22 protein-coding genes and 1 CRISPR repeat array are annotated in these 24,125 nt (G+C 34.4%); of the genes, 11 read left to right on the plus strand and 11 right to left on the minus strand.

What is annotated here, in order from left to right; all coding sequences use genetic code 11:
- Positions 1-18: 18 nt before the first annotated feature.
- Complete coding sequence (locus BUB25_RS02320; RefSeq protein ID WP_072939210.1) at positions 19-594, minus strand: pseudouridine synthase; 576 nt, start codon at positions 592-594, stop codon at positions 19-21.
- Between the two features lie 162 nt (positions 595-756).
- On the opposite strand from BUB25_RS02320, the gene cas1 reads away from it, so the two are divergent.
- The gene (gene cas1, locus BUB25_RS02325) at positions 757-1,671 is read left to right on the plus strand and encodes a type II CRISPR-associated endonuclease Cas1 (protein ID WP_072939213.1); all 915 of its coding nucleotides are present in this window, start codon (positions 757-759) and stop codon (positions 1,669-1,671) included.
- Complete coding sequence (gene cas2 / locus BUB25_RS02330; protein ID WP_072939216.1) at positions 1,647-1,976, plus strand: CRISPR-associated endonuclease Cas2; 330 nt, start codon at positions 1,647-1,649, stop codon at positions 1,974-1,976. The genes cas1 and cas2 overlap by 25 nt, the downstream gene beginning before the upstream one ends.
- On the opposite strand, the gene BUB25_RS02335 is transcribed toward cas2, so the two are convergent.
- The 3 genes from BUB25_RS02335 to BUB25_RS02345 form a co-directional block, all read right to left on the minus strand.
- Entirely contained in the window at positions 1,973-2,704 is a 732-nt protein-coding gene (locus tag BUB25_RS02335) for a transposase (protein WP_139256883.1), read from the minus strand. The genes cas2 and BUB25_RS02335 overlap by 4 nt on opposite strands.
- Before the next feature lie 221 nt (positions 2,705-2,925).
- Positions 2,926-3,885: a CRISPR direct-repeat array (repeat unit 36 nt; unit sequence AATATCGTGTTTTCTAATCTTTAATCAAACCACAAC).
- A gap of 101 nt (positions 3,886-3,986) precedes the next feature.
- A complete protein-coding gene (cas9, locus tag BUB25_RS02340; protein WP_072939222.1) occupies positions 3,987-8,297 on the minus strand; it encodes a type II CRISPR RNA-guided endonuclease Cas9 in 4,311 nt (1,436 codons plus the stop codon).
- Positions 8,298-8,598: 301 nt separating this feature from the next.
- Positions 8,599-9,336 (minus strand): hypothetical protein, encoded by a 738-nt coding sequence (locus BUB25_RS02345; RefSeq protein ID WP_072939225.1) that lies wholly within the window; start codon positions 9,334-9,336, stop codon positions 8,599-8,601.
- Between the two features lie 409 nt (positions 9,337-9,745).
- Between BUB25_RS02345 and rmuC the strand changes: the two genes are divergently transcribed.
- The 3 genes from rmuC to BUB25_RS02360 all read left to right on the plus strand — a co-directional run bounded on the left by rmuC (position 9,746) and on the right by BUB25_RS02360 (position 12,343).
- Entirely contained in the window at positions 9,746-11,116 is a 1,371-nt protein-coding gene (rmuC, locus tag BUB25_RS02350) for a DNA recombination protein RmuC (RefSeq protein ID WP_072939794.1), read from the plus strand.
- A 5-nt stretch (positions 11,117-11,121) separates the two neighbouring features.
- A complete protein-coding gene (locus BUB25_RS02355) occupies positions 11,122-11,670 on the plus strand; it encodes an acyl-CoA thioesterase (protein WP_072939228.1) in 549 nt (182 codons plus the stop codon).
- A 133-nt stretch (positions 11,671-11,803) separates the two neighbouring features.
- On the plus strand, positions 11,804-12,343 hold the full coding sequence (locus BUB25_RS02360) for a YceI family protein (RefSeq protein WP_072939230.1): 540 nt from the start codon (positions 11,804-11,806) through the stop codon (positions 12,341-12,343).
- Between the two features lie 3 nt (positions 12,344-12,346).
- Here BUB25_RS02360 and BUB25_RS02365 read toward each other — a convergent pair whose 3' ends face one another.
- Positions 12,347-13,261 (minus strand): TIGR01777 family oxidoreductase, encoded by a 915-nt coding sequence (locus BUB25_RS02365; protein ID WP_072939233.1) that lies wholly within the window; start codon positions 13,259-13,261, stop codon positions 12,347-12,349.
- Positions 13,262-13,380: 119 nt separating this feature from the next.
- Here BUB25_RS02365 and BUB25_RS02370 point away from each other — a divergent pair, with 119 nt between their 5' ends.
- Genes BUB25_RS02370 through BUB25_RS02395 form a run of 6 tightly spaced genes read left to right on the plus strand, consistent with a single transcriptional unit; the run spans position 13,381 to position 18,388 of the window.
- On the plus strand, positions 13,381-14,040 hold the full coding sequence (locus tag BUB25_RS02370; protein WP_072939236.1) for a TetR family transcriptional regulator C-terminal domain-containing protein: 660 nt from the start codon (positions 13,381-13,383) through the stop codon (positions 14,038-14,040).
- Positions 14,040-15,338: an ABC1 kinase family protein gene (locus BUB25_RS02375; protein WP_072939239.1), complete on the plus strand. Its 1,299-nt coding sequence runs from the start codon at positions 14,040-14,042 to the stop codon at positions 15,336-15,338. The genes BUB25_RS02370 and BUB25_RS02375 overlap by 1 nt, the downstream gene beginning before the upstream one ends.
- 2 nt (positions 15,339-15,340) lie before the next feature.
- Positions 15,341-15,625, plus strand: a complete 285-nt coding sequence (locus tag BUB25_RS02380; protein ID WP_072939241.1) for a TIGR03643 family protein — start codon at positions 15,341-15,343, stop codon at positions 15,623-15,625.
- A gap of 9 nt (positions 15,626-15,634) precedes the next feature.
- Positions 15,635-16,318: an SDR family NAD(P)-dependent oxidoreductase gene (locus BUB25_RS02385; protein ID WP_072939245.1), complete on the plus strand. Its 684-nt coding sequence runs from the start codon at positions 15,635-15,637 to the stop codon at positions 16,316-16,318.
- A 20-nt stretch (positions 16,319-16,338) separates the two neighbouring features.
- The gene (gene folE / locus BUB25_RS02390; RefSeq protein ID WP_072939248.1) at positions 16,339-16,953 is read left to right on the plus strand and encodes a GTP cyclohydrolase I FolE; all 615 of its coding nucleotides are present in this window, start codon (positions 16,339-16,341) and stop codon (positions 16,951-16,953) included.
- A 16-nt stretch (positions 16,954-16,969) separates the two neighbouring features.
- The gene (locus BUB25_RS02395; RefSeq protein WP_072939250.1) at positions 16,970-18,388 is read left to right on the plus strand and encodes an SDR family oxidoreductase; all 1,419 of its coding nucleotides are present in this window, start codon (positions 16,970-16,972) and stop codon (positions 18,386-18,388) included.
- A gap of 56 nt (positions 18,389-18,444) precedes the next feature.
- Here the strand turns inward: BUB25_RS02395 and BUB25_RS02400 are convergent, their stop codons facing one another.
- From BUB25_RS02400 to BUB25_RS02430, 6 genes are all read right to left on the minus strand, one after another.
- Positions 18,445-19,740 carry a cryptochrome/photolyase family protein gene (locus BUB25_RS02400; RefSeq protein WP_072939253.1) on the minus strand — a complete coding sequence of 432 codons (1,296 nt, stop codon included), beginning with the start codon at positions 19,738-19,740 and terminating at the stop codon, positions 18,445-18,447.
- On the minus strand, positions 19,740-20,201 hold the full coding sequence (locus BUB25_RS02405; RefSeq protein ID WP_072939256.1) for an SRPBCC family protein: 462 nt from the start codon (positions 20,199-20,201) through the stop codon (positions 19,740-19,742). Before BUB25_RS02405 ends, BUB25_RS02400 begins: the two co-directional genes overlap by 1 nt.
- Before the next feature lie 161 nt (positions 20,202-20,362).
- A complete protein-coding gene (locus BUB25_RS02415) occupies positions 20,363-20,803 on the minus strand; it encodes a sterol desaturase family protein (RefSeq protein ID WP_072939262.1) in 441 nt (146 codons plus the stop codon).
- A gap of 28 nt (positions 20,804-20,831) precedes the next feature.
- The gene (locus BUB25_RS02420) at positions 20,832-21,671 is read right to left on the minus strand and encodes a phytoene/squalene synthase family protein (protein WP_072939266.1); all 840 of its coding nucleotides are present in this window, start codon (positions 21,669-21,671) and stop codon (positions 20,832-20,834) included.
- A gap of 12 nt (positions 21,672-21,683) precedes the next feature.
- Positions 21,684-23,144: a phytoene desaturase family protein gene (locus tag BUB25_RS02425; protein WP_072939270.1), complete on the minus strand. Its 1,461-nt coding sequence runs from the start codon at positions 23,142-23,144 to the stop codon at positions 21,684-21,686.
- A 34-nt stretch (positions 23,145-23,178) separates the two neighbouring features.
- Positions 23,179-24,078 (minus strand): MerR family transcriptional regulator, encoded by a 900-nt coding sequence (locus tag BUB25_RS02430; protein ID WP_072939273.1) that lies wholly within the window; start codon positions 24,076-24,078, stop codon positions 23,179-23,181.
- Positions 24,079-24,125 lie beyond the last annotated feature (47 nt).

Below are 24,125 nucleotides of genomic sequence, written 5' to 3' on the forward strand. Positions count from 1 at the left end.
AAAATCACCTCAATACCTTTAAATTTCTATTTGAAAATCAGACACTTCTTTAACTTCTCCAGCTTGTAAATCATTCAGATGTACATTACCAATTCGCACCCGAACCAATCTTAAGGTAGGAAAACCAACAGCGGCAGTCATTTTTCGCACTTGACGAAACTTGCCTTCATTGACCGTAATCGAAGCCCAGGAAGTGGGACCATGACGTTCATCGCGTATTTTTTTGCCTCTGGCGCCAAAGTCAGGAACCTCAGTAATCAAAGCCGCCTCACAGCGTTTAGTGAGGTATTTAGTCCCATTGAAACCTATTTCGACACCCGCTTTCATTTGGTCTATTGCTTCCTGAGTAATAATACCGTCCACTTGCACATAATATTCTTTGTCCACTTTTTTAGAACGAATGATTTCGCTCATTTTTCCATCGGTGGTCAATAGCAGCAATCCTTCGGAATCTTCGTCCAAGCGGCCTATCGCCATCGTGCCTTTGGGAAAATCATACAACTCCCCCAACAGCTTCTTTTTTCTTTTCAATTCATAAATAAACTGACTCAAATAACCATAGGGTTTGTGAAGGATGAAATGATGGTGAAGCATTTTTTAAAATTTGAAGCAAAAATACAAATATAGAATTCTTCAACTGCAAAAAACTTTTGCAATCATTTGGAGAAAATTTTTACAAAAAAAGTCAAAACACGTGATTTTAATCAGTAAATTACTAGCAATCATTTTATTAAAAACCCCAAAACGAAATAAACCATGATAAAAAGAACTCTTTTGGTCGAAAATAAATCTTCGATAACCACCAAAAATCTCCAGTTAGTCATAAAATCAGAAATACGGGAAAGCGCAATTCCTATTGAAGATATTGGTTTTTTGGTGCTTGATAATCCCGAAATATACCTGAGTCTTCCAGCGATGAATTTGATTATTGAGAACAATACCGCTATTATTATTTGCGGTAACAACCATTTACCAAATGGTATGTTTCTCAATCTGAACAGCCATCATATTCAACAGGAAATTTTCAAAAATCAGATTGAAGCTTCCATGCCGTTAAAAAAACAATTATGGCAACAAACTATTGTTGAAAAAATTAAAAATCAAGGAATCTTACTGGAACGAATAACCGAAACGAAGAATACCTTTGAATTCCTGGCCAGTAAAGTTTTGAGTGGTGACACTTCCAATATGGAAGGGGTAGCAGCCCAATTTTATTGGAAACATTTTCCATTTCCTAATCAGGAAAATGAAGGATTAAAAAGAGAGCGTTTTGGAAATTACCCTAACAATTTTTTAAACTATGGCTATGCCATTTTGAGAGCGGCAACGGCTCGGGCACTTTCGGGCAGTGGATTGCTAAATACTCTGGGCATCCATCATAAAAGTAAATACAATGCTTTTGCCCTTGCCGATGATATTATGGAGCCTTTTCGTCCCATTGTAGATGAAAAAGTGTATCAAATCATGCAAAAATATGAGGAACAAGAACTCAATTCGACGCTGAAAGCAGAAATGCTTCAGATCCTAACACGAACCGTTTATTTTAAAGAGGAAAAGAGCCCATTGATGGTAGGCCTGCAAAAAACAGCCAGCTCGCTGCAGCAATGCTTTACAGGAAACCGAAAAAAAATCAAATATCCCAATTTATGGAACTTAACGGATACCGAATAATGTGGCTGTTTGTCTTCTTCGATTTACCTACCGAAACCAAAAAAGATCGAAGAAATGCTTCCCAATTTCGAGGCAGTCTTTTAAAAGACGGTTTCAGCATGATGCAATTTTCTGTTTATATCAGGCATTGTGCAAGCAGCGAAAGTGCCGATGTGCATGAAAAACGCCTGAACCGGCTTGTCCCGCCCTTAGGGAAAGTCAGTGTTTTGCGGATAACCGACAAACAATTTGGGATGATTATTAATTATCTCGGGAAAGCGAAACTGGAAAATGTGGATGCGCCCACACAACTGGAACTGTTTTAAACTGTTTTTTTATAGAATTTATCTTTGTTCCAACAATTTGGATTATTCGCTATATAATTCACGATATTTTGATATGCCTTTTCATCTCTGATAATATGATCGTGAAAAGAACGATGCCATGCAAATGCACCATAATCTGCCTGATGAATTAATTTGGAACTTGTTGTTTTATAAGCACCCATAATTTCGGAAAGGGATTTTATTTTTATGTCCTCTGAATTCAATTGATCTGTATCGTTCTTGCGAATTGAGTTTAGCTTTAGCGAATCGATTTCAATTATAGCATGGATATGATTCGGCATGACTATATAAGAGTGGAGTTCAATATAAGGATATTGAATTTCCAACCATTGCAATTGATTATTTGCAATAATTCCATATTCATTCAAAATCATTTCTGATTCATTTTTATCGAAATTATTTTCATCTGGATTATTTTCATCTGGATTATTTTCATCTGGATTATTTTCATCTGGATTATTTTCATCTGGATTATTTTCATCTGGATTATTTTCATCTGGATTATTTTCATCTGGATTATTTTCATCTGGATTATTTTCATCTGGATTATTTTCATCTGGATTATGTACGGACAGGTCGCGACCTGTCCCTACCGCAACCACATCACCAAAACAACATTCCATATTTTTGACACATGATGTCACGAAATACAAATTATTCCGCGAATAATCATATCCAACCATTCGATTTCGCTTTCTACTTTTCATAAACAATTGATTTTTTTTTATTGATCATAAACCGTACAGACAGGTCGCGACCTGTCTCTTTAATCAAAATTAAATAATTTAAACATCCCTAAAAATCAATACTTTCAAACATTAGAAACAAAAAAATGCGCCAATATTGGGTTATCAAGCCAAAAAAGGAGCATTTTATCTTACGATACCTACACTTAATCAATTGATATACAGAACACAACAGACCAACTAATATCGTGTTTTCTAATCTTTAATCAAACCACAACCCTATCTCTCTAAGACGCTTGTCAGCCGTTAATATCGTGTTTTCTAATCTTTAATCAAACCACAACCTGAGAACAAATGGGGTAAAAAGTCGATACAATATCGTGTTTTCTAATCTTTAATCAAACCACAACTACTTCAAAACTACACCAGCTGACTTATTTAATATCGTGTTTTCTAATCTTTAATCAAACCACAACTATCATCTCTACCATCTTTCCAAGTGAAATAATATCGTGTTTTCTAATCTTTAATCAAACCACAACTTGTTTGGTAGTTTTCCTTTTTCTGTCAGTAATATCGTGTTTTCTAATCTTTAATCAAACCACAACCTAAGATTGAATATTACGCTGCTGGAGAAAAATATCGTGTTTTCTAATCTTTAATCAAACCACAACCCTTCAAGCTTATTTAGATTTGTTTGCATGAATATCGTGTTTTCTAATCTTTAATCAAACCACAACCCATTGTTTACTAATATAATTTCTAAATATAATATCGTGTTTTCTAATCTTTAATCAAACCACAACTTACAAATTTGATAAGCTGATTTTTTCATTAATATCGTGTTTTCTAATCTTTAATCAAACCACAACTGTTTTTTGTTTTGGATTTTGCCAATCATCAATATCGTGTTTTCTAATCTTTAATCAAACCACAACTCGTATAATGTGATTTTATTTAATGAATTCAATATCGTGTTTTCTAATCTTTAATCAAACCACAACTGGGAAGGCGAAACTGACACCGTAGATCCGAATATCGTGTTTTCTAATCTTTAATCAAACCACAACTTGCAACGCTCCTACCAGGAAATAAATGCAAATATCGTGTTTTCTAATCTTTAATCAAACCACAACCCTAGATAAGTAATTCTAACCTCCGAGAAGAATATCGTGTTTTCTAATCTTTAATCAAACCACAACTGTAAGCTACTGCATCCCTGCTGGGCGGATGCCATACCTTTCAGTTGTGGTTTGAGATGTTTAAGACAATGAAAACTTATGTCAAAGAACTTTTAACTTTTTTAAATAAAAGTTATCTTGCCCGAAGAAGACAATTTAAACTCATATCCTTCAACTAACATATTTAATTTACTTACCTGCAATCTAATTTGTTCAAATGGGGTTTCAAAATCTACATCATAAATTTCTTTTAAATCACTAGCCTGTCTAGCTTCAAAATGAGTTCTAAAAGTTAACCTACCTTGTGCGTCAAATTTAGCTAATTTGTATAATCGATTATGCAAATCGTCAGTAGGTAATTCTAAAATCTCTTGATGATTTTCTTTAAAAAATAAAACCAACAATCCTTTTCTTAGAATATACTTTAATGGTAAGCCTGTCTTATCGTGAGGATTAGTTACGATGTCATAGTTGATTTTATTTTCTGCATTACTCAACTTATAATATGAACCTGCATCAATATTATTAATCATTTCATACGACCTTTTTATTTTTCCTTTTTTATCAAAATCTTCATAGATAGCCATTGCAAAATTCTCATCGTTCTGGGCATATACTTTTTGCTTATGCTCGTGTCGAGATTTTGACAAATCACTATGCATTTTAATTTCAAGAGGATTCTTTACTGAATTGGCATATAATCTGACTTTGTTTATTGGAATTCCTTTTTCTTCGTTCATCCAAACTATTCCATCTAATTTATTTTTTTGCTGTGCATTTGATGAAATTAATAAAACTTTGTTTGTAATAGCTTCTTTGACTTTTGCTTTTACCATTTCATCAACAATATTCTCAACATCAGACGCTTTGATACTTTCTAAATCTTTACGAATTACATAGCGGATTTCTTCTGTATTTAACGGATTTTTAATGGCTCCATAAATACTGTCTTGGTGTAATGAACCTCGAATGGTATCACCCTGTTGCAATCTTGGAATTCGCTTTCCTTCCTTATTAAGCCTGAAAATTATTTTATCATCAACATCTTTTTGGACTATTGCTTTCCCATTTACATCCTTAACAGTTTCTGCAACATATTGCTTCTTCCCTCTAACTCTAACAATCTTTTTAGATTGCTTTTTAACATTATCGGGCGTGTAATGTGAAACTAAAATTTCTTCCTCTATCTTTTTTAAATCCTCTTTAAAAGTTTTCCAAGGTTTAGAATCAGCCAATAATTTTCGTGCTTCACCAAGTTGTCCTTTGTCTTCGTGTGTCCAAGCGTTGGCTAAAGCATCATATTTCTCTTTGGTCATACAAGCAATTGTAATCGCATCGATGGTATGATGTGTGTGTTTGCTTCTGTCTTTTTCGTGAAAATATTTTTTGTCGTTTTCTTGAAAACTCTCTTGAATTCCCCATATTTTTCTGAACTCGGCAACCATTCCGCCTTTTACGGATTCTACTCTTTTGAAATACGATTTTAAATAGGCTTGGGAATACTTTGTAATGATTCCTGTGTCTGGAATTTGACTGTTTTTGAAACCAACTTTGGGCTCTTCCCAAATAAATCGGTCGTATTTTCCTTTTAGATAGTCTCTTTTTAAAGTCAAATAATGTCTTCTCCTTATTTTCTTGTCTTTAAGCTCTTTGGTAGCTGCTGCTTTTATGGAACGAGAAATTATTTCGATTTCTCTGGTCAAATTATCTGATTCTTCTTTCCAATGTGCAATTCTTGGTAATATTTCGAGATAATTATTTAACTCAATAGGCATTTTATTTCCTTTTATCTCTCTATTGAACTTTTGACTGCAAAGTGTCTTGTTCATTTGAGAATTATCTTGTGAACGACTTCTTGGAACAGTGTGCTCAAAATCATATTTGGGATCTTTTCCAATTATATCACAAATACTTATATTTCTTCCCTCTTCATAAATTTCTTGCTTATTTTGCTCTAACCAAAGTTGATACCGTAATAAATCATCTTCTGTTGGTTCAATCTCTTTTTTGCATTCCTCGAAATATAACTTCCTTATATCTTTGGCATATTCTTCTCGATTCTTTTTATTTTCATTTTGATAATCTTGAATTCCTTTTCGTTTATTGGCATCGTTCAATTCACGAGCCATTTCAATATGGATTATCGTTTTTTCGTCAACTTGTCCTTCAAAAATTAATGTATTCAATACTTTACGCAATTGATGCAAAGCTCGCATTGCCATTGGATTTTTAATTGATGAAGTTAATGGACTTCCTAAAACCACCTTCTCATTTCCGAATTCATCTTTAATGATTTTCTTTTTAAAAACTTCTATATCTGATGGATGATACAACTTATTGATTCGCTTTTCATTTGTACAGAATATTTCGCCATCATCATTTTTACCTTTTATAAAGTCTAAAACTTTTTCGTCTAAACGATTGATTTTAATATATTCATACTTTTTCAATTGTTCAATTAGAACAGGAAATAGTTCGTTTAAAATTGCTTCTTTGTCCGATTCAATTTTATGGAATTTAACAAAAGGAATTAATTTTTTATCCAAATCTGATTTGTAGATACTTTCAGCTTCTTTAGAATAAAAAGCACCTACCGTTTTACACTCTTTAATCAAACTATTAATTGCTTCTAATTTTCCGTTTTCAAAAGTGTGGTTTTCAATTATTTCAGCAATTTTATCCTGAATAAATTTTCTTTGATTGCTGTCGTTCCATATCGATTCATCGACAATACCTTCAATATTCGCCATAAAAACGGCGTGAGAATACAACAATCCTTCTCTAACATAAGACAAAATCTTGGTAATTGCATTCAAACTCAAACTTGCAAAATCTTTTTTCAATCGAATTTTACTAAATGCTTTTGCATTTTTATCATCCAATCCTAATTTCTCTTTGCCATATTGAAACAAATAAATATCAGATGTTGAAACGGAAAGTAAATGCCATAAATCTTTATAATCTACACTTCTATTTACTTCAATTCCTTTTGAGTTTTTGGTTTTATATGAAATGGTTTTGGTTTTCCAATCTTCGCCAAAAATATTTTTTAAAGATGCCGAAACTGGACTTGCAGTTACAGTATCATAAGGTTTGTAATTAAACAAATAATTAACCTCGTTAGCTTTGGATGATTTATAAAACCCAAAGGTTGCCCCTTTTGGAATAAGTTCTTTGGCTAAATCTTCAAAATTAAAATTGTCTTTCTTTCTTAAAAATTTCGAAATCAAACCTAGCTTTTCGTCTTGTGATAAAAAACGTAAAGTTTTATCAGATTGAGTTCCCATTTTTATGGTATTCAAATAAGACCACATTCTATATTCTTCAAAATCAGGATGCGAAATGGCGCAACGAGTTTTACTTTTTTCAAACGAACATTTTCCAATTAATCCTTTCTGTGATTTTAATGGTCTTTGGAAAAAAATCGCTTTGTATAAATCTTTAGCTAATCCGCTAAATTTCTTTTCAGCTAATTTTTCATTTTCATCTATATTATCAATTTCTTGAATTTTACATATTTCGATGAACTCATATAGATAATGTTCCTCTCTTGAAGTGTATTGGTTTCTAATTTTGTTTTTATTGTATAAACTAAAAAAATATTGACCTAATGTTTTGAAATTCCCATCAATCATAGCCTGAGAAATATCTTTGATTTTACCTTTTACCTTTCCTAAATCTTCTTTTCGGTTTAATCTTGCAATGATTTCTTCTTTAGCCTCAATAAACTTGTTTTCATTTCGTTTAACTATACTCAAAAGAGCATTATATAGCGTTTTTAATTTGGCTTCGCCTTCATCTAACTCTTTTTTGAAACCTCCTTTATTAGTTTCATCAAGGATTCCAACATTAAAAAAATAATCTTTTAATTCAATTAGAATTTCAGTATTAGAATTACAATCTTCAATCAATGAATTAATTTGGGGACAATGTTCCTCTAATATTCCTTCAGCAGATTGATCCAATCGATTACTCAAAAAACCCCTTCTTTGTGCAATATGATACAAAGCTCTACCCAATTCAAACAAAGAAACTTTTTGTTTACTGGCTCTATCTCTAAAAACATAAGGATTAATATTTTGGTCTTCATCAGTCCGCAACCATTTTAAGAATTCCGGATTTAATGGATATTTTTTGAAACCCGATTTTTTCCATTCTTCTACTTCTTCAAAAGATAAAGGGCACATTCCATTTTCAGAAAGCACTTTTAAGGTTTCATATTTTCTCAACTTTCTTCGGTATTTCAATTTTCGGGCACTTCTAAATGCTGTTCTTTCCGCTGCACGTGAACTTTCAATTCCTTTTTCTGATTTCACACCCTCGGAAAATATCCGAACACCTTTATCAACCAAAGAAAAATCATTATTCTCTTTCTCCACTATAGCCCATCCAATCGAGTTCGTTCCTAGATCTAATCCTAATATTTTTGCCATAATAAATCCTTTTATTTCAATTTTATAAATATAGTAAGAAAAATTCTATAATAATACCCTTTGTTTATAATTTAGTTTTCCCTATATTTGTTTCTGATTAAAATTTCTAATCTTTAATCTTATCACAATAAGGCTATATGTCGTAGATGAAAATCTAGAATCCCGCGTACTCCGTGGGATTCACTTTTTAAAATAATTTCTAATCTTTAATCGTATCACAATAATCCGCCGCGGCGGAGTAGATGAAAATCTTTAGTCTTGCTTCGGTGAGACTTTTTTTTCTTACAACCCAAAAAAACACTTACACCTGCAAATCCACCACACTCAAGACACATCCCTCCAAAGCATAGCGTTCCCCATTGATTTCTTGATAAAAAGACGCAAACACCAAACCCAATAAAGAACCATTTCCTCCAACAGCAGGAGCAACCAACTCACACGAAGCTTCGCTATCCGCTTTCGCAAAATAACAAACCTCGCTCGTTTGCAATTGATAGTCTAGAAGATCAAAATCAAAACGAAGCAACAAAAACTGCAGTCCAATATGCGTAGCGCCCACAGGAAAAGAAAGCGATCCCATTTTAAAAACTGGAACAACAAACTTCCCTTCTGCCAACGAAACAGTGTAAGCAACGGGAAATACTTTTTTAAAAGACAACTCCTTGTTAAAATCAAACCCATTCAACAAAGACCGTCCCTCATCGCTGGCCAAACCTAATGTCAAAGTTTTGCACCCTCGAAGGGATAAAGTGTCAAAATTTACAATTTGTATCAACAACGAAACCACATAATTGTGCATATATGGCTCGCGTATTTTTCGAACAAAAGGAAATAATGCCATACGCAATGCCTTTCCCGCCCTGCTACAATACCCAAATTGAGAGGCATTCTCTCGTGTCCGTACATAATTAGCTTGCGTTTTTATGGCATCCCCTTTAAACCCGCCAGTCTTCCGAACAACAATTTTCCCCCTAAGCTTATAAAACGACAAGCCGTCAAAACTCCCCGTAAAACGAACAATCCCCTCTAATTTTCCCATAGGTAAATAATATTTAGCTATACAATCACTAATTTAATCCCAACTTATGCAAAATGTTTTAAAATGATTTAAAGCATAGATATAGTACTCTTATAGCACTATAATAGTACTAATATACTATAATTAATACTACTAAAACACTAAACCTAAACAACTTATACACAACCCCTAAACAATCTCCCTGTGCATTATTGAGAAGATGCAGCTATCGCATAAGTTTCTTCTGCCTTATCCAATTATAAACAACTACCTTAAATAACCATAGGCTTTGCGAAGGATGAAATAATTATAAGCCATGGCTAAAAGTAAATTTTGTGTAAAAGCACATTTTAAATTGTCTGTTATCAATTTTAACGAACTCTCCTATCTTTTTCATACTTTTACTTTTTATAAAAAAAACAGCCCTTTTATGTCAACTATGCTCCCGTTTTTATTGGTTTTTATCATTGCTCTTGCCCTTGGTATTTTTATTGGAAAGCTCTTATTCTCTGCCCGTTTTCAATCGGAAAAGATTAGTCTCGAAGAGAAATTGATTGCTTTAAATTCCCAATTCAATCAATTAAAAGAACAATTTTCGAATGATAAAATGGCTTTCGAAAAACAATTGGAAACCATAAATTCTGAGAAAGAAATCATCCGAAGCGAAAAAGACAGCCTGGCTATTCAACTTTCAAAAAAAGAAGTCGATTTTGAAAATCTTTGGGAACGCAACAAAGAGCAAAAAGACGAGGTCGAGAAACTACAGGAGAAATTCACCAAAGAATTCGAAAACTTGGCCAATAAAATATTAGACGAAAAATCGAATAAATTCACCGAGCAGAACAAGGAAAACATGAAAAACATCCTGTCCCCTTTGCAGGATAAAATTCAGTTATTCGAAAAAAAGGTCGAAGATACTCACAAAGAAAGCATCGATTATCATGCGGCTTTACGCCAACAGATTTTAGGCTTACGCGAAATGAATATCCAAATGAGCAAAGAAACCATCAACCTGACCAAAGCCTTAAAAGGCGACAGCAAGATGCAGGGAAACTGGGGCGAACTGGTACTAGAGCGCGTGTTAGAAAAATCGGGACTGGAAAAAGACCGTGAATATTATGTACAGCAATCCCACACCAATAGCGAGGGACAGCGCGTGTTCCCGGATGTTGTAATTAACCTGCCTGACGGCAAAAAGATGGTAGTCGATTCAAAAGTATCATTGACCGCTTATGAAAAATACATCAATGAGGAAGACGACAGTTTGAAAAACGGCTACCTGAAAGAACATGTTAACTCGATCAAACGCCATGTGGAACAACTGGGAGACAAAAATTATCAGGATTTGTACCAAATAGAAAGTCCGGATTTTGTATTGCTATTTATCCCAATGGAACCCGCATTTGCGATGGCACTAAACGAAGACACAACCTTATACAACAAAGCCTTCGAGAAAAACATCGTCATTGTGACGCCTTCTACTCTATTGGCTACTTTGCGAACCATAGACAGCATGTGGACCAACCAAAAGCAGCAGGAAAATGCTTTTGAAATTGCGAGACAAGCCGGTGCTTTGTATGATAAATTTGAAGGTTTCGTTGCTGATTTAATCAAAATTGGCAAGAAAATAGACGAAAGTAAAGCCGAATATAGCGGTGCGATGAACAAGCTGGTTGAAGGAAAAGGAAACCTGATTACCAGCGTGGAAAAATTGAAAAAAATGGGCGCCAAGGCTAAGAAATCGCTTCCCGAAAGTATCATCAACCGAGCTGAAAAAGACGAAAACCAATTATTAAACTAAACGCTATGAAATCGACCTATAAAAAAGTAGCTTCGTCTAATATCAGCATTTCGGAATTAATGTTGCCTTCACACGCAAATTTTAGCGGTAAAATTCATGGCGGATACATTCTTTCCTTACTCGATCAGATTGCTTTTGCCTGCGCCTCTAAATTTTCGGGGAATTATTGCGTGACTGCCTCCGTGGATACAGTCGATTTCCTGAATCCTATTGAAGTGGGCGAATTAGTAACAATGAAAGCCAGCGTAAATTATGTAGGCAAAAGTTCAATGATTGTTGGTATCCGCGTCGAATCAGAAAATATCCAAACCGGACTAGTCAAACATTGCAATTCTTCTTATTTTACGATGGTTTCAAAAGACAAAGATGGCGCAAATGCCATGGTTCCGGGTCTTATCCTCTCTACTCTTGAAGAAGTAAGACGTTTTGAAAATTGCCTGAACCAAATTGCCTTAAAAAAGGAAAAAAAACGCGAGAAAGAGATGTATAATTTCTGTTCTGAGGAAACCATCAATCGTTTAGAGAAACACAATGTTCTAATCCAATTAGACTAAAAAACTAACAATCCTTATAAAAGAGCCTGAAAATCCATTTTTATGGCTCTTTTTTTTGTGTTTTATACGCTGCTTTCAAAACCATTTTGGATTATTTTTCGTAACTTTAAGAAACAGCATACAAGCAATCAAAATGAAAACAATTTTACTTCTATTCCTTTTACTTGTTGCCAATTCAATTGATGCACAAGAGAAATTGATCGCCAAAAACAGCAGTATTGTTTTTGAAGCGTCTGTGCCTTTTTTTGAAGCTGTGGAAGCTAAAAACGAAATGGTCAATTCTGTTTTGAATACAAAAAAAAATACTATCGTTTTTGTGGCAATGATAAACCAGTTCCGTTTTGAAAGAAGCCTGATGGAAGAACATTTCAATAAAAATTATATGGATAGCAAGAAATACCCAAAGGCCATATTTAAAGGAATTATTGAAAAATTTGACATTAAAAACTTAAACGAAAAAAAAGAGGAATACCTGATCAAAGGGGAAATAATTATCCGTGGGAAATCCAAAAAAATAAATGTTATTGCCCAAATCCAAAAAATTGCCGAAGGCATGGAACTCATTTCTAATTTCACTTTAAACACCGACGATTTCAATATTGAAGTTCCTTCTATCGTGAGGAGTAAAATAGCTAAAAACGTCAATGTTAGTGTCAAAACTGTTTTTCATTAAGACTTATTTATCCAAACAAACTCGGACTGTCTCCTCTAAATTTTCATGTCGAAAGTGAAATCCTAATTGTTTAATTTTATCTGAAGAAACCCGACGCCCAGTTAAGACTAATAAAGCCATCTCACCCAAAACCATTTTGATCAAAAAAGCGGGCACATGAGGCAACCAAATCTTATAGCCATACACTTTTGCCAATGTTTTAGAAAAACTGGCATTGGTCGTATTATCATCGATGGCTGCATTATAAGCGCCTTGCATTTGGGGATTTTTAATGGCTGCAAGATAGATTCCACACAAATCATTCACATAAATCCAGGGCATGTATTGCTTCCCCGAACCCAGTGCTGAGCCCAATTTCAACTTAAAAATGGGCGTTAATTTATTAAGGAATCCATCATTTTTCCCCAAGACCAAACCGGTACGGACTTTTACCGTGCGTATGCCCAACTCACCGATACGATCAGCAGAAGCTTCCCATTTTTGACAAGTGAGCCCTAAAAAATCATTGGCTGGTTTCATCTCCTCCGTACAGATCTCCTCGCCGTTGATCGCTCCATAAATCCCGATTGCCGAAGCAGAAATAAAAGCGTCTAATTTTTTATCGTATTTTTTTAAAACACTATAAATTAATTGAGCCGAAAGTTCCCTGCTGGATAGTATTTCCTCTTTGCGCGCCTTGGTCCATTTTTTTTCTCCAATATTGGCTCCAGCCAAATGAATGACATAATCAGCTTGGAGTACGGCTTCTTTTTCAATGGTTTGTTTTTGAACATCCCAAGTATAATAAAATACATCTTCGGTATTTGTTCTTTTACTTCTGCTCAAAATAGAGACTGAAAAACCTTGCTCAATCAACAATTGAGTCAAATATTTCCCTACAAATCCAGTACCTCCTGTCAACAAAACATTTTTTTTCATCCGTATTCCAATTTATCATTCTTAAAGTCTATCAAAGATACGAATATATTTTTGTTTAACTTTAACATCATTTTGTTAAACATTTATTATCTTTATACGGTTTTAAAAAACAAAAAAAAATGGCAACTAAAAAATCTAAAATAACAAAGGACTCTATTGTATCCATGTTTATGAATTATACCTTAGAGCAAGGCGAGAAGCCTAAATCAGTATATCAATTTTCAAAATTAAATGAATTCACCGAAGCGGAATTCTACAGTTTCTTTGGAAATCTGGAAAGCATCGAAAAGGAGATCTACAATCTGTTTTTTGAAAAAACCGTTGAATTACTGAATAAAGATACTAATTATGACTCTTATGACATGAAAAGTAAGCTACTGAGCTTCTATTTTACCTTTTTCGAATTACTCGTAGCCAATCGCAGCTATGTTAGTATGAGCCTCAAAGAAGATAAAAATCAGTTAAAAAATTTACTGCAACTTTCGGGTTTAAGAAATCATTTCAAAAAATTCATTGGCGAAATCACGACTGATGAAGTACGCATTCAACAAGAAAAAATTCAAGATTTTCAAGAAAAAGCGATTCAAGAAAGCGCTTGGGTTCAATTTCTATTTACATTAAAATTTTGGTTGGAGGACGGCTCTGCCAATTTTGAAAAAACAGATATTTATATTGAAAAATCCGTAAAACTTAGTTTCGAATTGATGAACGTGGGACCAATTAATAGTTTAATCGATTTTGGGAAGTTTATTTTTAAAGAAAAAATACAAAATAAATAATGAAAACAATAGACTATATTCCAACTTCAAAAATTGAAAGAGCTACAAAACTGGTTCAGACGGGCGCTAAAGTAGGCGTAAACTATCTTAAATATTACGGGGAAAAAATGGTCAATTCAGACTTGACCCGAGATAAATTGAACGAAAATAATGCCGAAGATATTTATGATGGTTTGAAAAGTTTGAAAGGCAGCGCTTTGAAAGTAGCTCAAATGCTAAGTATGGACAAAAATTTTCTGCCACAGGCCTATGTAGAAAAATTTTCCCTGTCCCAATTCTCTGTTCCGCCACTTTCGGCTCCATTGGTGCTAAAAACCTTCAAATCTAATTTTGGCAAAACACCCTATGAGATTTTTGATGAATTTAATGCCAATTCGGTTAATGCCGCGAGTATTGGTCAGGTTCATTTGGCCACCAAAAACGGTAAAAAACTGGCTGTAAAAATCCAATATCCTGGTGTTGCCAACAGTATTTCGTCTGATCTGGCTTTGGTTAAACCCATAGCCATCAGAATGTTTAATCTACAGGGAAAAGATTCCGATAAATATTTTAAGGAAGTAGAAGACAAATTGATTGAAGAAACCAATTATTTATTGGAACTGAAACAAAGCCAAGAAGTGGTTGATGCTTGCAGAAAAATTGACAACCTCGTTTTTCCGGAATATTATCCTGAATATTCTTCCGAAAAAATAATCACCATGGACTGGATGACCGGAGTTCATCTGTCTGAATTTAAAAATTCAAATCCAGAAATTGCCAATACACTCGGTCAAGCTTTATGGGATTTTTATATGTATCAAATTCATATTCTGAAAAAAGTACATGCTGATCCACATCCGGGGAATTTCTTAATCAACAACAAAAATCAATTGGTTGCCTTAGATTTTGGATGTATGAAAACCATTCCTAATGATTTCTACATTCCTTATTTCGAATTAATTAACAAAGAAATCATAGACAATGAAAAACTATTCCAAGAGAAATTATTCGATTTAGAAATCCTTCGAACAGATGATTCAAAAGAAGAAATCGCTTATTTCACTCAAATGTTTTACGATCTATTGTCATTATTCACCAAGCCATTCCAAGGAGAAACTTTTGATTTTTCGGATGAAGTCTTTTTTGAAAGTATTGCACAACTAGGAGAACGCTTTGCTAATGACACTAATCTCAAAAAAATGAATGGCAATCGAGGTTCGAAACATTTTATTTACATGAACAGGACTTTCTTTGGTTTATACAATTTAATGTTTGATTTGAAAGCAACCATCAAGGTCAATGACTATTTAAAATATTAAGAATGGTAGCACAAACTTTATCTGATTTAGAAAAAGATCGAGTGATTGAAATGGCTTGGGAAGACCGTACCACATTTGAAGCAATCCAAATGCAATTTGGTTTAAAAGAACAAGAAGTGATTGACTTAATGCGTACCGAAATGAAACCGTCAAGCTTTAGAATGTGGCGCGAACGGGTGCAGGGTCGAAAAACAAAACATGAAAAATTACGCGAATTCGAAAAAGGACGTTTTAAATGCAACAGACAAAGAAACATTAGTAATAATAAAATTTCTAAAAGACAATAATTACATTTTATGAAAAACATAGTCATCATAGGCGGAAGCAAAGGAATTGGAAATGCGATTTTATTGCAACAATTAGAAAACAATTACATCTATAATATCAGCAGAAATGCTCCTGAAATTTCACATTCCAATCTGAAACATTATACCTTGGATGTAATGAAAAACTCGCTACCAGAAATAGAAAACATTGACACTTTAATTTACTGTCCCGGTTCGATTAATTTGAAACCAATTGGAAGTTTAAGTATTGATGATTTCAGAAATGATTTTGAGATTAATGTGATTGGTGCCGTAAAGGCCATTCAGCAGTATTTGCCTGTTTTAAAAAAAGGAACAAATCCATCGATATTGCTTTTTAGCACCGTTGCCGCAAAACTGGGTATGCCTTTTCATGCCAGCATTGCCACGGCAAAAGCGGGTATCGAAGGGCTGGTAAAATCACTTGGGGCTGAATTAGCATCAACGATACGAATTAATGCTATTGCCCCTACCATTACTGAAACATCACTTTCGGCAGGTATATTACGCAACGATCGAATGAAAGAAAACATGAAAGAACGTCATCCGATGAAAGGCTATTTAGCTCCAAATGAAGTGGCTAATATGGCAGACTTTTTAATTTCTGAAAAAGCAAAATCAATCTCAGGCCAAATATTCGAAATGGATTATGGCATAGTTACCTTTAAAATCTAATCTTCATAAAAAAACAAAAAATGATATTAAATAAAACTAAAAATTACGAAAAAACAGAGCAATACGACAGCGAAACAACGGACATACTAGCCGCTAATTACAGAAATATAATCGAAAACTTAGGCGAAGATGTCAACAGGGAAGGACTGGAAAAAACACCTGAACGAGTTGCCAAAGCCATGCAATTCTTAACTCATGGATATGATTTAGATCCTTTAGAAATTTTAAAATCAGCCTTGTTTACCGAAAACCACAGCCAAATGATTGTGGTAAAAGACATTGAAATTTACTCTATGTGTGAGCATCATATGTTGCCTTTTTTTGGTAAAGCACACGTCGCTTATATTCCTAACGGAAAAATTGTTGGATTGAGTAAAATTCCTAGAATTGTAGATGCATACGCCCGCAGAATGCAGGTTCAAGAGCGATTGACTGACCAAATTAAAAATTGCATCCAAGAAGCATTAGAACCGCTAGGCGTCGCAGTGGTTATAGAGGCCCAACATATGTGCATGCAAATGCGTGGCATTCAAAAACAAAATTCGTTTACCACTACTTCCTCTTTTACGGGTGCATTTGAAAAAAACAAAACCCGAAAAGAATTTATTAGTCTGATTTCGAATAAATTGAGCTAAATTTAAATAAAAAACCATGAAAATTCTCTTAACAGGCGCAACAGGTTATATCGGGAAGCGACTTTTACCCATTTTAGTCCATCAGGGACACGATATAATTTGTTGCGTAAGAGATAAAAACAGGTTTTATATTCCGACTGAATTCAAAGAAAAAATTGAAGTTATTGAAGTTGATTTCCTAAAAAAAGAAACGCTTCATACTATCCCGGAAGATATTGATGCGGCCTATTACCTCATTCATTCTATGTCGAGTTCATCTGATAATTACGATGAATTGGAACAAATCTCAGCGGAGAATTTTGTTTCAAAAATTAATAACACCGAAGCTAAACAAGTGATTTACTTGAGCGGAATTGTGAATGACAAATCACTTTCAAAACACCTATCCTCCCGAAAAAATGTAGAAAACATTCTCAGCTCGGGAGCTTTTGCGCTAACCACTTTGCGAGCGGGAATTATCGTGGGTTCTGGTAGTGCTTCTTTTGAAATTATTCGGGATTTGGTCAACAAACTTCCTGTAATGATCACCCCAAAATGGCTCAATACTAAATGCCAACCTATTGCCATCACTGACGTACTCGATTTTTTATCTAAATCACTTTTAAATCCTATCACTTACAATCAAAGTTTTGATATTGGCGGCCCCGATATTTTAACATACAAAGAAATGCTTTTGGGATTTGCCAAAGCAAAAAAACTAAAACGCTGGATTTTTACAGTTCCTGTAATGACGCCTAAACTCTCCTCCTATTGGCTGTATTTCGTCACCTCAACATCTTATAAGTTGGCCACTGCCTTAGTGAGCAGCATGAAGGTTGAAGTGGTGTGTAGAGATACTAAAATCAACGAACTATTACAGCTACATCCCATGTCTTATGAACAGGCACTTTCGAAAGCATTAATAAAAGTAGATGAAGACAAAGTAGCATCGAGTTGGAAAGATTCCCTGATCAGTGGTCGTTTTACAAGTAATATTTCCGAATATTTACAGGTACCAAAAAAAGACTGTTTCATTGACCGACGCAAAATGGAAATCATAAACCGAGAATATACCATTCACCAAATCTGGTCTATTGGTGGAGAAACAGGCTGGTATTACGGAGACTGGTTGTGGGGTTTGCGTGGTTTTATAGATAAATTGTATGGTGGTGTGGGCTCCAGAAGAGGACGTACCAACAAACACGATATTCATGCCGGTGATGCACTGGATTTTTGGAGGGTTTTGTATGCCAATAAAGAAGAAGGAAAATTGATTCTCTTTGCCGAAATGAAACTACCAGGCGAAGCTTGGCTAGAGTTTAAAATCATTGGAAATACCCTCTATCAATCGGCTACGTTTAGGCCTCGAGGTATTTGGGGAAAACTATACTGGTATGCTGTTTTACCTTTTCATGGTTTTATTTTTAAGGGGATGCTAACTAAGTTGATCAAATAGATTTACATATTTTCGTCATTCCTCCTTCGTCGGAATGAAAAAATTAGGATCAAAAATCACTTCAATATTCCGGCTTTGTAAGTGGCAATCGCTCTATCCCTCGCCATAGCATGATCGACCAATGGTTGCCCATAACCCAAATCAAATTCAGGGATCCATTTGCGAATATAAATCCCTTTTTCATCAAATTTTTTCAATTGGATTTCAGGATTGAAAACCCTGAAATAAGGTGCAGCATCACAACCCGTTCCCGCAGCCCATTGCCAGTTTCCTACATTGGCAGCTAGTTCATAATCCAATAACTTTTCGGCAAAATAGGCTTCGCCCCACTGCCACTGAATCAATAAATGCTTGCATAAAAAACTCGCTACAACCATACGCACGCGGTTGTGCATATAGCCCGTTTCATTGAGTTGACGCATGCCTGCATCAACCATAGGATAACCTGTTGTTCCGGTACACCAGCGCTTAAAATCGTCTTCATTATTGCGCCATTGAATTCCATCATAAGCCGATTTGAAATTATGATCGATCACTTTTGGAAAACTATAAAGAATTTGGATAAAAAATTCTCGCCAAATGAGTTCACTCAGGAAAACATCATTTTTTCGAGCTGCCCAATTGACTAATTTCCGAATGCTGACTGTTCCAAAACGCAAATGTGGTGATAAATAGGAAGTAGTATCCAAAGCCGGAAAATCACGGGTTTCCTGATAATTGCTTATTTGAGTGAGATTATGAGGTTTTACTTTTATGGGATTTGCTGTAAAACCTATTTGTTCCAAAGTAGGAAAATCAAAAATGCTTTTATAAAAATTAGAAAAGTAAACAGAACAATCAAATTCCGTTACTGGAGCGTTGAGCCTGTATTTTTCTAACCATTTGTTTTTATAAGGCGTATAGACGGTATATGGCAAACCATCGTCTTTTGTGATTTCTTTTTCTTCAAAAATCACTTGGTCTTTATCGCAATTTGTAACCACGTTATTTGCCTGCAATAAATCACAAATTACAAGATCTCGCTTTATGGCATAAGGTTCATAGTCTTTATTGAAAAAAACTTCTTTGATATTATATTCTTGAATTAATGATTGCCAAACAGCGGCTGTTGTTCCCTTTTTTATCAAAAGCGAACTTCCTAATTCATCGAGTTGCGCATTAATTTTTGACAATGATTCGTGAATAAAACCAACTCGCGCATCATTTTTTGGCAAACTATCCAGAATGGCATCATCAAAGATGAACAATGGAATTACAGGATAAGGAGATTGTAATGCATGAAACAAACCCACATTATCTTCTAAACGCAAATCCCGACGAAACCAAAAAACAGTTACCGCTTGCTTGTCCATTATTTTGAATTGAAAAGTTGGTTAACCATTTTCTCTCTGTGTTCAAAAATGGCTTTTAGTTTGTTTTTTACAACCAAAGTATTCATAATTCGCCCTAAAAACCCCAATGGTAAAGCATAATGAACCAGATCGGTCATTTTTACTCCGTTTTCTGTAGGTTCAAAGAAATGTTTATGGTGCCATAGAGCATAAGGTCCAAAACGTTGCTCGTCTATAAAATAGCTATTCTCTTCGACAAAAGTAATTTCGGTAACCCATGGCAATTTGATTCCTAAAAGTGGAGATACTTTGTATTGAATGATTTGGCCGGCATACATGTTCTTGCCATCAAAATCAGTGATTTGAAAACCCATGGTTTCGGGCGTAATTTTTTGAAGGTTTCTTGGGCTGGAGAAAAAAGCCCAACATTCCTCTATACTCGCATTGACATATTGGACGGATTCTTTTTTATAGAGTTTCATGGCAGTAATGTTTTATATGCTATTCTTGAAGTATAAATGGGATTGCGTGAGATTTGAAATTAAAAGGAGGACAGCCAGTGGCTGTCAGGTATATTTGAAAAAAGTTTTTAACTTATTATTATATGAGTTTAATCAAAAAAATGTGTCTCGCCCAAATGATATTACATTTTATAATATTTAAAAGGGACAAACAGCATTCCGAAGCATTCTCCGTCCTCTTTTCCCAGGTGTTTATGATGTACTTTGTGGGCTTTACGCAAACCAATGAGGTACTTATTCTTAGTATTTTTGAACCACTTGAAACGTTGATGAATTAAAACATCATGAATCATAAAATAGCAAAAACCATAAGTGGTGATCCCAAGTCCGATGAAGAACAAATAATTGATTCCGCCTTCGACGCCGTAATAAAAAAGCACGATGCTTGGGATGGCAAAAATGACAAAGAAAATATCGTTGCGTTCAAAAGGATGGGCGTATTTTGGCTGGTGATGGTCTTCATGAAAATACCACATCAAGCCATGCATAATGTACTTATGAGTGAGCCAAGTGACACATTCCATGAAGAGAAAAACGCTTATAAAAATTAAAAAAGAGATCATTGTTTTTTTTGTTTAAAAGTACTAATTGCTAGACTAATTTCAATTTATAAGTTACAAATGATTGCGCTAGAAGTCCTGCTTTGGTATAATTAGACACTCGGATTCTGGCATTACCAATTTCGTAATACGGTGTGTTTTCCAGTTTTTTGAGTAGTTTTTTATAATACACAAAGGCCGTGTAGACTCCAAATTTAGCTTCAATTGGCAATTTTACAATGCCTTGGTAGGCGATTTTAAAATCTTCTTCGATTTCTTTGATAATAGCCGTTTTGGCTTTTTCATCAAAAGATTTTAGATCTACCCCAGGAAAATAATTGCGGTTTAAAACCAAATTATCATCTTTTAAATCGCGAAGGAAATTTACTTTTTGAAAAGCAGAACCCAATCGCATGGCTTCGGCTTTTAACTGTTCGTAACGCTTGGCATTTCCTTTGACAAAAACTTTGAGACACATCAAACCCACCACATCGGCTGAACCGTAAATATAGTCTTCGTATTCCCCCTGTGTTTCATAATCTGATTTAATTAAATCTAATTTCATGCTTTTCAGGAAAGCCTGAATCAAATCATCAGTAATATTATATTCTTTTACGGTATGCTGAAAGGAATTCAAAATAGGATTCAAACTGATTCCCGCTTGATAGGCTTTATAATACTCTTTTTCAAAATCATTAATCAAGTTTTCCTTATCAAAACCATGAAAAGAATCTACAATTTCATCAGCAAAACGCACAAAACCATAAATACTGTAAATAGCATCTCTGATACTTGGTGACAGCATATATACCGCCAATGAAAATGAAGTACTATAGTTTTTGGTAACCAGTTTACTGCATTTGAAAGAGACATCATCAAATAGTTGTTTCATAATTATGGTTCTTTAAATTGCTTTATCTATCAATTCTGACACTAATTTTCCAGAAATTAATGCGGGTGGAACTCCAGGTCCTGGAACAGTTAACTGTCCTGTAAAATAGAGATTTTTCACTTTCTTACTTTTCAACTTTGGCCTTAAAAAAGCGGTTTGCAGTAAGGTATTTGCCATTCCATATGCGTTTCCTTTATACGAATTGTATTGAGAAACAAAATCATTTTTACAAAAGGATTCTTTAAATATAATATTTTTCCTAATACTTTGTTGTGTTAAACTCTCAAAACGATCGATAATTTTATCAAAATATTCCTCTCTTAACTCTTGTGAATCCTCAATTCCAGGTGCTAACGGAATTAAGAAAAACCCCGATTCCATTCCCTCAGGCGCAGCCGTTTTATCTGTCACCGAAGGGAAATTAGCATAAAACAAAGGTTCTTTTGGCCATTGCGGCTTATCATAAATATCAGCAGCATGTTGATTGAAATCCACATCAAAAAATAAAGCATGATGTGAAATATTTTGAATCTTTTTATCAAAACCAACATAGAACAATAATGATGAAGGGGCAAAAACACGACTATCCCAATATTTTTCAGAATAGGCCCTATATTCTTTATCCAATAAGGTTTCGGTATGATGATAATCAGCTCCGCTTAAAATTATATCCGAATCAATTCGTTGCCCATTAACCACTATTGCCTTGGCTATTTTATTTTCGACAATAATCTTTTCGATATTCATTTTGGTATGAAAATGAACACCCAGCTCAACCGCTAAACTAACCATTGCCTTAACAACATCAAACATCCCCGTTTTAGGATGCCAAGTCCCAAGACCAAAGTCGGCATAATTCATAAAGCTGTAGAACGAAGGCGTATCTGATGGTTTTGCACCAAGAAATAAAACGGGAAACTCTAAAATTTGTATTAGTTTTTCGTTCTTGAACTTCTTACGGACATCGCGACTTATGTTGCTAAAAAATTGCCCTATTTTTTGGGCAGTTTCTACCGTCACAAGTTCTAAAGGAGAAACTCCCGGACGATAGACTAACTCTTTGATGGCAATATTATAATTGCTTTGTGCTTCCATCATAAAGTCATGTAAAATCTGCCCACTCCCCTTTTCAATATTTTCGAAAGTAGCTTCAATTTCGGCAAGATTATCTGCAATAGCAACAAAATCATCGATTCCAAAATATACCCGGTAGGCTGGAGATAGTTTTATGAGTTCGTAAAAGTCAGTTGTTTTTTTCCCAAAGTCGGCAAAAAAACGATCAAAAACATCGGGCATCCAATACCAGCTTGGCCCCATATCAAAGGTAAAACCTTGTTTTTTTAATTGTCTTGCTCTTCCACCAATGGTTTCATTTTTTTCAAAAACCGCTACTTCATGTCCGCTTTTTGCCAAATAGCAAGCTGCAGATAAAGCGGAAAAACCAGAACCTATTATTGTAATTTTCTTTTTCATTTGTTTAGCAAATATACAAAATGTTTGAACAAAACTAAATGTTTTCTACTAATTCTGAAATAGAATTAAAAACCCTAACATTTTCGGTATGGTATCTCACATCAATCGAAGCTGCCATATGCCCCAGATACCAGAGCTGAGTAGTATCATCAATCAATACTTCTTTCATCTCACTAACATAAGCATCAACAGCATCCCGCACTGGCTGTACAGTACAATAGCTAATATACACTATTGGACTGAAATAATTCTTAAGTTCTTTTAAACTCTCTGTAGGCATGCTTTCGCCAAGATAAACTACCTTATAACCCTTAAGCAAAATTTCATAATGAAGAAACATCAATCCTAATTCGTGAATTTCATTAAGAGGCAATGAAAGTACAAAAACCCTATCGGTTTTAACACACTTTAAAACTTGCAATTTTTCGATGTTGACCAATAATTTTTGCTTAATCAAATAACTGATAAAATGCTCATGAGCAGGACTTATAGTTCCTGTTTGCCACAACAATCCCATCTCTTGCATCAGTGGAATAAAGACCTCATAAAAAACTTCTTTGAAAGATTTATGCGCAACCAACCAATTATAAGTGGCAAAAAATAAATCTTGATCAAAATTCATCATAGCCAATTTAAAATCGCTAATGGCATGATTTTTAGCATTTTTAGACGAAATTATTTCCCTAACCAAAGCAGGAATCTTATCATCTGAATAAGTAGCTATTTTTGAAATTTTATAGCCATACTCATGCAATAAAGTGATATTCAGCAATTTTTGTAAACTGGCCAAATCATACAACCGAATATTAGTATCGGTGCGCATAGGCTGCAAAACATTATATCTTTTTTCCCAAATACGAATCGTATGGGCTTTAATACCGGAAAGATTTTCGAGATCTTTTATACTAAAAACGTTTTTGATATTGTTTATCATTATTTAATATTTGATAAACAAATTTAGCTTTTTTTATAATAAAAATC

The organism is Flavobacterium granuli (genome assembly GCF_900129705.1).
In the GTDB taxonomy this organism is placed as follows: Bacteria; Bacteroidota; Bacteroidia; order Flavobacteriales; family Flavobacteriaceae; genus Flavobacterium; species Flavobacterium granuli.